Here is a 12,576-nt window from a genome sequence, read left to right as displayed (position 1 = left end):
CCCTCACCTCGTTTCATGTCTGTGGGAGGGTAGAAACCATGATGACCCACCCCTTCATCGGCGCCGTTCTTTTCGCCCGTGGCATGGGCCTGGCCAGCCATGTCGGCAACGCCGAGGCGGCCCTCTACTTTCTCGAGAACAAATGGCCGGACGGAAAGAGGCCCCGGCACGATCGGGCTCGGCGAATCTGCCAGCGGGCGATGGCCGACGAGGCCACGACCCAGGAAGCGAGGGATGCATTCGTACATGCGCTGGCCGAAGCCGATTTCGATCTGCTCGATACCGCCTCGTTCCGAACCCGGCGAGGAAAGCCTCGCAATCACTGAGGCCGATGCTGTGCCGCCTTGTAGGCAAGATAGGCGATGATGGCGTCGAGATCGCCATCGCTCAGAGCCCGCCTGTCGAAGCCGGGCATCTTCATGTCGGGCCAGGCGCGGAGGGAGGCGGGCGCGCGGATATAGGCCCGCAAGGCCCAGGGCTGGAAATATTCGGTCGGGTTGCGGGGGCTGTCGAGGTCCGGCCCCACTTTCGCGTCGCCCGAGCCGCCCAGCTGGTGACAGACCATGCATTGCCGGGCGAAAACGGCCTCGCCCGCCCGGATCGGCGAAGCCGCGGGTATATCGCTCCCCACCGCGAGCGCCGGCCACTTCGAGGCCCATGTCGGCACGAAGCGCAGCGTGTCGACCGCGAACGGCCATTGCTCGCTCGTCACACCCGAGGCTGCGGGATCGAGCCAAACCAGGTAGAACGGGCCGGTGGCCTTGCCGCCCGGTGTGGGTGGCCAGGGGCTGTCCGGCGGCTCGACTGCCAGCCACGGCACAGCGCCCTTGTCGCCGGGCGCGTGGATGAGGCTCGACGGCAGATCGGTCACGAAGCCGTCCGTCGCGGTGATCTGGATATCCTGATCCGCCGGCAGTACGCCCACGCCCAGCAGCGCCCGCAGCGGGACGGCGCGATAAGTCATGGCGCGCCCATAACTCACATCCGAGGGAACCTCGATGGTCATGGCATCGGGCCGGTGCAGCAGTTCCTCGCTCGAAAAGACCGTTCTCGTTCCCATATCGACGACAAGGTCCGCGGCCCGGCCCGACGTGGCCGCCGACAGGATGTTGACGAGGAGCAATCCGCAGATGAACCAGTGGGCGGGACGGATCTGCATGCTGAAATCGACAATTTGGATGTTTCTTACAATAGCGATACTCAAACGCTCGGGTCAATTGATATTCGGCGGAGATTTTTTGGAAATCGATGCAGCAATTCCTTCCCAAGCTCGAAAACTCGCAGGCCTTTTCTTGCGGGTCAGCAGCAAACTGGCCAGAGCGGAGCGGGGATGCCTGATTTTTCTCTCACAATCGGCTCCATTGGGTGGTCCAACCGCGATTCAAATCTGCTTTCAGGGCGAGTCGACTGCTTCCCCCTCCCATTCTGCAAATTAAGCTCGCTCTTTGTGCCCTTCTGTTTGACAAAATCACGAAAACCACAAAGTTTTATTCGCCAGTCGGTTAAGCAATTAGGGCCTCTCGTATCAATATCGCTTTCCACAAGAATATCAGATTGATTTTCAATACTGCAACCAGCCTTAATGCACCACTCCGACTCGTCGAGGCGACGGTCACAGATTCCAGAAGGCATGCAATGACGCGCAACGCGACTATCGGACTTCTCATCATCGCCGTCGTCATAGTCTCTGTCGCCGGCATCATGTATTACAACGCCACTCGGAAGGCGGTCGAGATCAATATCGGCAGCTATGACCGCAAGATCTCACTGAATAGTGCCGTCTAGAGCTGGACGGCGGAGTTGAGCCTTCAACCACGGCGCTGAGGTCTCCCTTCGGGATCCTCGCCCCTTCCCATGGCCGGAGGGGCGTGACAGAGTTGCCATCGCAACAGCGAGGGAGCAGCGGCCGTGAGCCAGGCAGGCGCGATCATTATCACCGGCGCGGCCGGCAATCTCGGCGCGGCGGTGGCGGACATACTGGCGCGGGACGGGGCAAAGCTTGCCTGCATCGACCGTTCGCCGGAAAAGCTCGAGCAGCTCCTCGCCAGCCTGCCTGCCGGCACCGAGGTTCTGCCCCTCGCCGGCGTCGATCTTACCTCGCAAGAGGCCTGCAGCATTGCCGTGTCACAGGTGACAAAACGGTTCGGCAGCGTCTCGGCCCTGGTGAACACGGTCGGTGGCTTCCAGGCCGGGCCGGTCTCGAAGGCTCTGGAGCAATGGGATGCCATGCTCACCGCCAATGCCCGCACGGCGCTCGCCGTCAGCGCTGCGGTATTGCCTGTGATGCAGGCAACGCGGCACGGGCGCATCGTGCATGTCGCCGCCATGGCCGGCCTCAAGGCCCCGGCGGGGCTGGCGGCCTATGCCGCTTCCAAGGCAGCGCTCATCCGGCTCACCGAAGCCATCGCAGAAGAATATCGCGGCGACGGCATCACCGCCAATTGCGTGCTGCCGAGCGTGATCGACACGCCGCAGAACCGCGCCGCCATGCCCAAGGCCGATACGTCGAGCTGGGTGGCGCCCGAAGCCATCGCCCGGCTGATCGCCTTCCTCATCTCGCCGGCCGGCGGAGTGGTAACGGGCGCTGCCATACCGGCCACCGGCACCGGCGGAAATGCCTGAGCCGGATCTCAGCCGCTGCTTCCAGCTGATGGAATGCGAGGATGTCACGCTGCTGCAGCGCTGGGCGAGCGCCTGGTCCGATCTCGTCGAGATTGAGATCGTGCCGGTGGCACTGGGTAAGGACGTTGCCGCCGCGCTTGGCCCAGATCTCGACGCCGCCGCTCCTCTGGCTTGAATCTTCCCCCCGTTGAACCAACCCGTGCCGTGCCGCGTTTCGGTAGGGGAGGATCGGTGCGATCTTGTGGCATTCCCGGCCGGAACGCTAAACATGCCGATCCGGATGTCTGAGGTTTCCGTCCTTGTGACGAGGTAAGGCAGTGTTGATGGAACAGGTCGAAGCACGGCAGGCCGGCCACTCCGACGGAGGGAGCTATCGCCTGCTGCTCGAAGCGGTGACGGATTACGCCATATACATGCTCGACCTCAACGGCCGGGTGGCGAGCTGGAATGCCGGCGCCCGCCGCTTCAAGGGCTACGAGGCAGACGAGATCATCGGCCAGCATTTCTCGCGTTTCTACACCGAAGAGGACCGGCTCGACGGGCTGCCGGCGCGGGCCCTCGCCACCGCCGAGGCCGAAGGGCGCTTTGAGAACGAGGGCTGGCGCGTCCGCAAGGATGGCGCACGTTTCTGGGCTCATGTCGTCATCGATCCTATCCGGGATCCCGCCGGCCGGCTGATCGGCTATGCCAAGATCACCCGCGACCTTACCGAACGCCGCGAGGCGGAGCAGAAGCTCCGCCGCAGCCTGGAACAGTTCCGCCTCCTGGTGCAGAGCGTGACCGACTATGCCATCTACATGCTCGACAGGGATGGCTTCATCTCGAGCTGGAACGCCGGCGCCGAACGCATCAAGGGCTATGACGCCGAAGAAATCATCGGCCAGCATTTCTCGCGCTTCTACACGCCGGAGGACCGCGCGGCGGGCGAGCCCGCCAAGGCGCTGGAGACGGCGGGCCGGGTTGGCCGCTACGAGAAGGAAGGCTGGCGCGTGCGCAAGGATGGCACGCGCTTCCGGGCCAGTGTCATCATCGACGCCATCACGGGCGACGACGGCACGCTGATCGGCTTTGCCAAGATCACCCGCGACATCACCGAGCGCGTCGCCGCCCAACGTGCGCTTGACGAGGCGCGCGAGGCGCTGGCCCAGTCGCAGAAGGTTGAGGCCATCGGCCAGCTCACCGGCGGCATCGCCCATGACTTCAACAACCTGCTTACCGCCATCCTCGGCAGCCTGACCCTCGTGCGCAAGCGCGTGGGTGACGATGCCAAGGTGCTGTCCTTGCTCGACAACGCCATCCATGGGGCGGAGCGCGGCAGTGCCCTTGTCAAGCGCATGCTGGCCTTCGCCCGACGCCAGGAACTCAGCCTGGTCGCGGTCGACCTGCCCGAACTCGTCAGGGGCATGAAGGACCTCATGCAGACCTCGATCGGGCCGATGATCACCATCGACATGCGCTTTGCGCCCGACCTGGAGCCGGTGCGCAGCGACCGCCACCAGCTTGAATCCGCTTTGGTCAATCTGGTGGTCAATGCCCGCGACGCCATGCCCAATGGCGGCATGGTGACCATCTCGGGCCTGGCCGAGGAGATCCGCGAGAACCATCGCACCCGCCTGAAGCCCGGACGCTATGTCTGCCTGAGCGTGGCGGACACCGGCGCCGGCATGGACAAGGCGACGCTCCTCAAGGCGGCCGAGCCCTTCTTCACCACCAAGGGCATCGGCAAGGGCACCGGCCTCGGCCTGCCGATGATCCAGGGCCTGGCGGAGCAGTCGGGCGGGCGGCTGGTGCTGGAGAGCGAGCTCGGCCGCGGCACCACGGCGCGGATCTGGCTGCCGAGCGCCCTCGCCTCCCAGGACGTGGTCGCCGCGGCCTCCGGGCCGACCCCGGAGCCCTCCCCCATCGACCGTCGCCTCACCATCCTGGCCGTCGACGACGATGCGCTCGTACTCCTCAACACCGCGGCGCTGCTGGAAGATCTCGGGCATGAGGTGCTGCCCGCCGCCTCCGGCGCCGAAGCGCTCCGCCTCTTCACGGATCGGCCGGACGTCGAACTGGTGATCACCGACCAGGCCATGCCGCACATGACCGGCCTGCAGCTCGCCCGCGAGATCCGGTCCATTCAGCCGGACCTGCCGATCATCCTTGCCACCGGCTATGCCGAACTCCCGCCCGACGCCGACCCGGATCTTGCCAGGATCGGCAAGCCCTATGGCCAGGACGAGCTGGAGCGAGCGATCCAGGGGGTCGTGAATGCAAGAGGCGCCATCTGAGAGCCTCGCTCCCCTCGCTGCAGGCCGGGCTATTTCTCCGCCAGGGCTGCATTGAACTCGGCGCCCAGCAGAAAGGCGATCGCCACCAGCCAGAGGAAGAACAGCGCGGCGAAGACGCTGCCCAGGCCCGCATAGAGCTTGGAATAGGTGTTGAAATCGGTGATGTAGATGCTGAACACGCCGCCGCCCACCAGCCAGAGCGCCAAAGTGAGCAGGGCGCCGGGCCAGATCTGGCGCAGCGGCGGGCTGCTCGCCACCAGGAAGATGTGCACCAGCATGATGGCGCTGCCGAGCACGAGCAGGGTGATGCCATAGCGCGCGATCTGGATGATCGGCGCGAGCGGTTCCAGGAACGGCGCGAAGGAGATGGCCGCCTGCCACATCACCGGCCAGAGCACCACTAGGAGCGCCAGCGTCACCAGGGCGAGCGAGGCGACGAAGACGAAAAGCAGGCTCTCCAGCCGGCACAGCCAGAAGGAGCGCGTCTCCACCAGCCCATAGGCACGGTTGACGCCGATGCGGATCGCCTCGACACCGTTGCTGGCGAGGGTGATGGCGACGATGGCCGAGATGGTGACGAGGCCCGGGCGAGAATTGCCCAGCACATTGTTGACTTCCTCGGCGATCGGCTCGGACACCGCATGCGGCCAGGTCTCGAACAGCAGCTTCACAACTTCGCCCTGCAGCTGGCCGGTGCCGAGCACGCCGGCGAGCGAGGCGACGAAGATCAGGAAAGGAAACATCGCCGTGAGCGAGGACAACGCCATATGGCTTGCCAGTGCATAGTCGTCATGGGCCGAGGTTCGCACCACCATCCGCCAGATCAGGTTGAAGAAACGCTTCATGCGGACGGCGCCGTTACTGGACGGCCATCGGCAGCACGATCATGGCGAGTGGAGCGAAGCAATTCAGGGACAGCAGGCGCCGCCCTTCGACTCCTGGATTGCCAGGCTCCGCTCGCAATGACCATCATCGGCAAATGACACTCCTCACCTGGTTTCCGGATATACCTGCCGCGTTCCATATTCGCCAATGCATCGCGGAAACCTTTGTTCCCCAAGAGCGCCTGTCAACCCACCGGGCAGTTGTGGCGAGGCAGAGGTGCAGCTCACGCCCCTTCACGAATCGCGGCGCAAGCGGGCACTCACCACAGCGTTACTCGCCCATTAACCCGAGGCAAGGTATGCCTTGCAAATGAAGGAGCCGAAAGTTTACCTGATCGGGAACCGGACGAGATCGATGCGTCGAACTGTTGTTGCAGCCCTGCTCTTGTTGATCGCCGGTGGTCCGGCGATGGCGCAGCCGCGCGCCGTGATCGAGCTGTTCACCAGCCAGGGCTGCTCCTCCTGTCCGCCCGCCGACAAGATGATGGGTAGCTGGTCGAAGGACCCCACTTTGATCGCGCTCTCCCTGCCGGTTGATTACTGGGACTATCTCGGCTGGAAGGACACGCTGGCCAGTCACAGCTTCTCCCAGCGCCAGCGTGCCTATTCGGAAGCGCGCGGCGACCGGGCTGTCTATACTCCGCAGATCGTCGTGGATGGCGTGCAGCACGCCGTCGGCTCGAATGACGAGGAAGTCCGCCGCGCCATCGAGGTCGCCGGCGCCCGCGCCAACGTGCTGGCGGTGCCGGTCGGCATCACGGGTAAGGACGGTTCCTACAGCGTCGCGCTCGGCAGGACCAATTTGAAGGGCGAGGTCTGGGTGGTGCCGGTGGAGCGCCAGGCCAAGGTGGTGATCGAGCGTGGCGAGAACACCGGCCAGACCGTGACCTATTCCAATGTGGCGCGCGGTTTCCGCAAGATCGCCGATTATGACGGCGCCGCCACAACCCTCGCCCTGAAGTCCGAGGACGTCAGTGCCCCTGGCGCCGACAGCTTCGTGGTGCTGGTGCAGGCCACTACGGGCGGCAAGCCAAGTGAGATCCTGGGCGCGGCGATGCAGAGGTAGGGGAGCGCGCTGGGAGCGCGGAGATCCCAGCCACAACCGTCTTGATGGTTGTGGCGGTGTCCGCCTCTTGGAAACGCGACGCCCACAGGATAGGAAGAGCGGACAAGATGTCCGCGCTCCCAGTGGTCCCCCATGATCTCTCCCGACGATATCCGCGCCGCTCATGCGCGCGTGGCCCCCTACATTCGCCGCACGCCCATCCTTGATCTCGAAGCCGGCGCCTTTGGCATAGCGCATCCCCTGCAGCTCAAATTCGAGTTCATGCAGCATGCCGGTTCCTTCAAGCCGCGCGGGGCCTTCAACAATCTCCTCTCCCGCCCGGTGCCGACAGCGGGGGTGGCAGCGGCTTCCGGCGGCAATCACGGCATTGCGGTCGCCCATGCGGCACGCGCCCTCGGCCACAAGGCGCGCATCTTCGTCCCGGTAATCTCCAGCCCCGCCAAGATCGTCGCCATCCGCGCCCGCGGGGCCGATCTCGATATCGGCGGCGAGCGCTATGCCGATGCGCTGGCGGCCTGCGAACGCTATGTCGCGCAGACCGGCGCCCTCTCCGTGCATGCCTTCGACGCCTGGGAGACCATTGCCGGCCAGGGCACGCTCGGCCTGGAATGGGAGGAGCAGGCAGGCGGGGCGCTCGACACCGTGCTGGTCGCCACCGGCGGCGGCGGGCTGATCAGCGGCATTGCCGCGTGGTTCGCCGGGCGGATGAAGGTCGTCTCGGTGGAGCCCGAAGGCTCGCAATGCCTGAAGGCGGCGCTGGCGGCGGGCGGGCCGGTGGATGTCGGCGTCGAAAGCGTCGCCGCCGATTCGCTCGGCGCCCGCAATTGCGGGCCGAAGGTCTACGAGGTCGCCAGCCGCTATGTCGCCGAAGCGGTCACCGTGCCGGACAGCGCCATCGTGGAAGCCCAGAAGCGGACCTGGGCCGATCTGCGCGTGGCGCTGGAGCCGGGCGGCGCCACGGCGCTGGCCGCGCTGATCAGCGGCGCCTACCGTCCGGCGCAGGGCGAACGCGTGGGCGTGCTGATGTGCGGCGCGAATGTGGGGCTGGGGACGATCGAGGGGTAGGAGCGGTCGAGCGAGATGAGACAACTATGATAGAATGCGCCCTTGAAGTCCCCTCGCCCCGTTCTTACGGGGAGAGGGGGCGCAATCGTCGCGCCCTATTTTCAACTGCCCGTCTCGCCCCTCCCGCTCAGCCCTTGTTGGCCTTGTAGCGTTCGATAGCCGCGAGGATCATGCTCTCGGCTTCCTTGGCGTCGCCCCAGCCCTCAACCTTCACCCACTTGTTCTTCTCGAGGTCCTTGTAGTGCTCGAAGAAGTGCTCGATCTGCTTGATCGTGATTTCGGGCAGATCGGTGTAGTTGTGCACCTTCTCGTAGCGGCGGGTGAGACGCGGCACGGGAACGGCGATGATCTTCTCGTCGCCGCCGGATTCGTCGCTCATCTTGAGCACGCCGACCGGGCGCACGGCGATCACCGCACCGGGGATGATGCCGCGCTGGTTGGCGATCAGCACGTCGATGGGGTCGCCATCGTCGGACAGAGTGTGGGGAACGAAGCCGTAATTGCCGGGATAGCGCATCGGGGTATAGAGGAAGCGATCGACCACGAGCGCACCGGACTCCTTGTCCATCTCATATTTGATGGGCTCGCCGCCGACCGGCACTTCGACAATGACATTCACTTCATGCGGTGGGTTGCGTCCCGTCGAAACGGCATCGATACGCATCGGCATCACATCCTGTAGGGCCGGTTTTGGCGCAGGATGCACCAAACCCCCGTGGGGATGCAGCCTTATGCGGGAATCGGGCTCGTTTCAACCCGAAGATGACGGGAAAATCGTTCTCAGGCGTCGAAGACATGGGCAGGGCCGGCGACATTGAGCCGGACGCGCGCGCCGGTCGGCGGCAGCTCCAACCCGGTGCCGGTGATGCGCAGCTTCATGCCGTTCGAGATCAGCGCTACCGTCACGGCACGCAGCGCCCCCCCGAACTCCACCTCCACGACACGGGCGAGGCACCCCTGCTCGGCGCCCTCCTCGACCGGCGTGAAGCGGATCTGCTCGGGCCGCAGCATGATCTCGACCTCGCCGCGATGGCCATGCGTGCCCGCCGGCAGGCGGCCGAGCGCGCAATCGACCCAGCCGACCCCGGCCTGGCCCTTCATCAGCACGGCCTCGCCCAGGAACAGCGCCGTCCTGCGGTCATGCGGCCGGCGGTAGAGCTCGTGCGGCGCGCCAGCCTGCGCCAACCGGCCCTCGCTCAGCACCGCGACCTGGTGGGCGAAGGAGAGCGCCTCCGTCTGGTCATGGGTGACGAGAATGGTGGTGACTCCGGCCGCCTCCAGCATGGCGGCGACGGCCTTGCGCGTTGCTTCGCGCAGGCCGGTATCGAGGGCGGAGAAGGGTTCGTCCAGCAGCATGAGCCGGGGCTGCCTCGCCAGGGCCCGGGCAAGCGCCACGCGCTGCTGCTGGCCGCCGGAAAGCTGGTGCGGCCGGCGTTCCAGCATGGCGGGATCGAGATCGACGGTGCGCATCAGCGCCTCGATACGGACCGCACGGTCGGCGAGGCCGCGCTCCAGGCCGAAGCCGATATTCTGGGCGATGGTGAGGTGAGGAAAGAGCGCGCCGTCTTGGGTGACGAAGCCGATGCCGCGCCGGTGAGCTGGCACGATGGCCGGCCCGTCGGCCAGCACCGCGCCGTCGAGCGTCAGGCGGCCGGCATCAGGGGCCTCGAAACCGGCGATGAGGCGCAGCAGCGTGGTCTTGCCCGAGCCCGAGGCGCCGACGATCGCGGTACGGCTGCCGGCTGGTACCGCGAGGCTGACATCATCGAGCGCGGCCACGGCGCCATAGCGTTTGCTGGCCCCTTCTATGGTGAGGAACGTCATTGGCCGATCGAGCGCCTGGATTGGAAATGAAGCAACAAGGTGAGCGGCAGGGCCAGCAGCACCATCATCAAGGCATAGGGCGCCGCGCGGGCATAGTCGATATCGTTGGTGGCGGACCAGAAGCGGGTGGAGAGCGTCACCGTGCCGCTCGGCGCCAGCATCAACGTCGCCGTGAGTTCGGTGGTGATGCCGAGCGCCACCAGCGCCATGCTGGCGGCGACGCCCGGCGCCGAGAGCCGCAGGGTGATCTGCCAGATCGCCTTGAAGGGCGTGCGCCCGAGCGCCATGGCGGCGCGTTCCAGCTCCACCGGCGCCTGGGCGATGCTGGCGCGCAGGCCGACCAAGGCACGCGGCAGGAACATCAGGGCATAGGCGGCGAGCAAGGTCGCCATGGTCTGGTAGAGCGGCAGGGCGACGCGCACGGTGATCGTCACCAGCGCCAGCGCCACCACGACGCCGGGCAGCGAGCCGACATAATAATGGCAGGCCTCCAGCAGCCTCTGCAGCCGCCCAGGCGCGCGTACCGAAAGCCAGGCCATGGGAAAGGCGAGGAGCGAGGTCAGCACCGCGCCGAGCAGAGCGAAGCCGAGCGTCTGGCCGAGGGCGCCGGCGATGGTATCGAGCGGCCAGACCTCGGCGCCGCCAACGGCAAGCCAGCGCCCCAGCGTCGCCAGCGGCACGCCGAGCGACAGCGCCGCGGTCGCCGATGGCACCAGCAACCACAGCGGCGTGGTGCGCCCGAGCCGAATGCGCGTCGCCGGCCGCGCTGCCCCGGAGCCGACGCGAGCATAGCGCTCGCCCCCGCGCAACAGCGCCTCCAGCCCGAGCAGAAACAGGCAGGCCACCACCAGCACGCCCCCGAGCATATTGGCGGCCGGGCCGTTATAGGACGACTGGAACTGGTCGACGATGGCGGTGGAGAAGGTGTCGAACTGGATCATGGCGTAGAGGCCATATTCGGCCAGCAGATGCAGGCCGACCAGCAGCGCGCCGCCGAGAATCGCCAGGCGCAGCTGCGGCAGCACCACGCGGAAGAACACGCGCAACGGCGAGAGGCCGAGAGAGGCCGCCACATCCTCCAGCGCCGGGTCGAGCCGGCGCAGCTGCGCCGAGACGGGCAGATAGAGGAAGGGGAAATAGGCGAGCACCGAGATCAGCACGCCAGCCCATAGCCCGCCCATGCTGGGCACCACGCTCACCCAGGCATAGGAATGCACGAAGGCCGGCACACCGAGCGGCGCCACCGCCAGCCAGGACCAGATCCGCGCACCCCTGAGGTCGCTACGCTCCGTGAGCCAGGCGAGCGTCACGGCGAGGGCAATGGCGATCGGGATGGTGCAGGCCTCCAACAGGAGCGTGTTGACCAACAGTTCCCCCACGCGCGACCGGAACACCAGCGCCGAGGCGGTCTGCCAGCCGATCTGGACCGTGATCCAGATCACGAAGCCGAGGGGCAGCAGGGCGAAGAGCGAGACGAGCACGGCGGCGCCAGCAACCGCATCCCGCCCGCTGAAGCGGGAGATGGGTACAAGCCTGAAGAGATCGGCCTGGAAACGCTGACTTGAAAGAAGAGACACCGGACGTCCTGAAACTCGAAGGCCTCCGAGTGTACCCCGGAGGCAGGATATTTCGCAGATGGGCAGGGATACGCAACCAAAACCTGGGATCACAGGCTGGAAGCCGGTCCCACGAATCCCCTTACAGCAGTCCCGCAGCCGTCATCAGCTCGGTGACCTTCTGGCTGTTGAGATCCGCCGGCTCGATCTTGGGAGCCTGAAGGTCGGCCAGCGGCACCAGCTTCGGGTTGGATTGGGCGCCCTCGCCCACCGCATATTCATAGGAGGTGCCTGTCTTCAGGATCTCCTGGCCGCCCTTGCCGGTGATCCACTTCACGAAGGCCTGCGCCTCAGCCTGATGCTTGCTGGAGGCCAGCACGCCACCGCCGGAGACACTGACGAAGGCGCCCGGATCCTGGTTGCGGAAATAGTGCAGCGCGACGTTCTTGCTGTTCTCGCCAGTCTTGGCCTGATCGCCGAACCAGTAATAATGGTAGATCACCGCGCCCTGGATCTGACCGGCATTGACGGCCTTCATCGCGGTGCTGTTGCCCTTGTAGAACTTGGCATTCGCCTTCATCGCCTTCAGCCAGTCGGCCGTGGCAGCCTCGCCCTTGAGGGTGAGCAGCGCGCTGACGATGGCCTGGAAATCGGCCCCGGAGGGGGATGCCGCCCAGCGGCCCTTCCAGGCCGGATCGGCAAGGTCGAGCAGCGATTTGGGCAGTTTGTCCTCAGTCAGCTTGGTCTTGTTGTAAGCGAAGACGGTGGAACGGGCGGCGATGCCGGTCCAGCGGCCATGCGCCGGGCGAAGATTCGCGGGCACCTGCGCCAGCGTATCGGCCGGCAGCGGGGCGAACAGCTTGGCATTGTCGACCAGCACCATGGCCGGGGAGTTCTCGGTCAGGAACACATCGGCCGGCGAATTGGCGCCTTCCTGCACGAGCTGGTTGCCGAGCTCGGTGTCGCTGCCATTGCGCAGGGTGACCTTGATGCCGGTCTCCTTGGTGAAGGCATCGGCCCAGGCCTGGGTCAGGTCCTCATGCTGCGCATTGTAGACGGTGATGCCGGCATTCTGGGCCTGGGCAGCAAGGGGGGTGGCGAACAGGGTCGCGGCCAGCGCGGCGGCGCCGGCAAGGACGGCGCGGCGATGCGGCAGGAAAGCTCTCATCTGGACCTCTATCGGAATCGGGCTGCCGGTCGCTCACCGGCAGGACGGGAGCTGTGTAAGCGCGAGATCTTGGGAAAGTCAAACAATTTAGATTAGAATTAGAATTGTTAAAAACTGA

General features: G+C 65.8%; 14 protein-coding genes. 8 read left to right on the top strand and 6 right to left on the bottom strand.

What is annotated here, in order from left to right; all coding sequences use genetic code 11:
• Positions 1–38: 38 nt before the first annotated feature.
• On the top strand, positions 39–326 hold the full coding sequence (locus QQL24_RS02140) for a DUF982 domain-containing protein (protein ID WP_284310230.1): 288 nt from the start codon (positions 39–41) through the stop codon (positions 324–326).
• On the opposite strand, the gene QQL24_RS02135 is transcribed toward QQL24_RS02140, so the two are convergent.
• Positions 320–1,159, bottom strand: coding sequence for a c-type cytochrome (locus QQL24_RS02135; protein WP_284310229.1), 840 nt, complete (start codon positions 1,157–1,159; stop codon positions 320–322). The two genes, QQL24_RS02140 and QQL24_RS02135, sit on opposite strands and share 7 nt — an antisense overlap.
• Between QQL24_RS02135 and QQL24_RS02130 the strand changes: the two genes are divergently transcribed.
• The 5 genes from QQL24_RS02130 (at position 1,158) to QQL24_RS02110 (ending at position 4,895) form a co-directional block, all read left to right on the top strand.
• On the top strand, positions 1,158–1,436 hold the full coding sequence (locus tag QQL24_RS02130; protein ID WP_284310228.1) for a hypothetical protein: 279 nt from the start codon (positions 1,158–1,160) through the stop codon (positions 1,434–1,436). The genes QQL24_RS02135 and QQL24_RS02130 overlap by 2 nt on opposite strands.
• A gap of 199 nt (positions 1,437–1,635) precedes the next feature.
• Complete coding sequence (locus QQL24_RS02125; RefSeq protein ID WP_284310227.1) at positions 1,636–1,785, top strand: hypothetical protein; 150 nt, start codon at positions 1,636–1,638, stop codon at positions 1,783–1,785.
• A 123-nt stretch (positions 1,786–1,908) separates the two neighbouring features.
• Positions 1,909–2,622 carry an SDR family NAD(P)-dependent oxidoreductase gene (locus tag QQL24_RS02120; RefSeq protein WP_284310226.1) on the top strand — a complete coding sequence of 238 codons (714 nt, stop codon included), beginning with the start codon at positions 1,909–1,911 and terminating at the stop codon, positions 2,620–2,622.
• The gene (locus tag QQL24_RS02115; RefSeq protein WP_284310225.1) at positions 2,615–2,797 is read left to right on the top strand and encodes a DUF3303 domain-containing protein; all 183 of its coding nucleotides are present in this window, start codon (positions 2,615–2,617) and stop codon (positions 2,795–2,797) included. The genes QQL24_RS02120 and QQL24_RS02115 overlap by 8 nt, the downstream gene beginning before the upstream one ends.
• Before the next feature lie 148 nt (positions 2,798–2,945).
• Positions 2,946–4,895, top strand: coding sequence for a hybrid sensor histidine kinase/response regulator (locus tag QQL24_RS02110; protein WP_284310224.1), 1,950 nt, complete (start codon positions 2,946–2,948; stop codon positions 4,893–4,895).
• A gap of 29 nt (positions 4,896–4,924) precedes the next feature.
• Here the strand turns inward: QQL24_RS02110 and QQL24_RS02105 are convergent, their stop codons facing one another.
• Entirely contained in the window at positions 4,925–5,740 is an 816-nt protein-coding gene (locus QQL24_RS02105; RefSeq protein ID WP_284310223.1) for a YihY/virulence factor BrkB family protein, read from the bottom strand.
• A gap of 394 nt (positions 5,741–6,134) precedes the next feature.
• Here QQL24_RS02105 and QQL24_RS02100 point away from each other — a divergent pair, with 394 nt between their 5' ends.
• Both QQL24_RS02100 and QQL24_RS02095 read left to right on the top strand, forming a co-directional pair.
• Positions 6,135–6,845: a DUF1223 domain-containing protein gene (locus QQL24_RS02100; RefSeq protein ID WP_284310222.1), complete on the top strand. Its 711-nt coding sequence runs from the start codon at positions 6,135–6,137 to the stop codon at positions 6,843–6,845.
• A 132-nt stretch (positions 6,846–6,977) separates the two neighbouring features.
• Positions 6,978–7,910: a threonine/serine dehydratase gene (locus QQL24_RS02095; RefSeq protein ID WP_284310221.1), complete on the top strand. Its 933-nt coding sequence runs from the start codon at positions 6,978–6,980 to the stop codon at positions 7,908–7,910.
• 127 nt (positions 7,911–8,037) lie between these two features.
• Here QQL24_RS02095 and ppa read toward each other — a convergent pair whose 3' ends face one another.
• The 4 genes from ppa to QQL24_RS02075 all read right to left on the bottom strand — a co-directional run bounded on the left by ppa (position 8,038) and on the right by QQL24_RS02075 (position 12,458).
• A complete protein-coding gene (gene ppa, locus QQL24_RS02090; RefSeq protein WP_284310220.1) occupies positions 8,038–8,574 on the bottom strand; it encodes an inorganic diphosphatase in 537 nt (178 codons plus the stop codon).
• 116 nt (positions 8,575–8,690) lie between these two features.
• Positions 8,691–9,734 carry an ABC transporter ATP-binding protein gene (locus QQL24_RS02085; RefSeq protein ID WP_284310219.1) on the bottom strand — a complete coding sequence of 348 codons (1,044 nt, stop codon included), beginning with the start codon at positions 9,732–9,734 and terminating at the stop codon, positions 8,691–8,693.
• Entirely contained in the window at positions 9,731–11,257 is a 1,527-nt protein-coding gene (locus QQL24_RS02080; RefSeq protein WP_284310610.1) for an ABC transporter permease, read from the bottom strand. The genes QQL24_RS02085 and QQL24_RS02080 overlap by 4 nt, the downstream gene beginning before the upstream one ends.
• Before the next feature lie 175 nt (positions 11,258–11,432).
• Complete coding sequence (locus QQL24_RS02075; RefSeq protein WP_284310218.1) at positions 11,433–12,458, bottom strand: iron ABC transporter substrate-binding protein; 1,026 nt, start codon at positions 12,456–12,458, stop codon at positions 11,433–11,435.
• Between the last annotated feature and the right edge of the window lie 118 nt (positions 12,459–12,576).

It is taken from the genome of Labrys miyagiensis (genome assembly GCF_030160835.1).
Taxonomy (GTDB): Bacteria; Pseudomonadota; Alphaproteobacteria; order Rhizobiales; family Labraceae; genus Labrys; species Labrys miyagiensis.
This window is presented reverse-complemented; position numbering and strand designations above follow the sequence as displayed.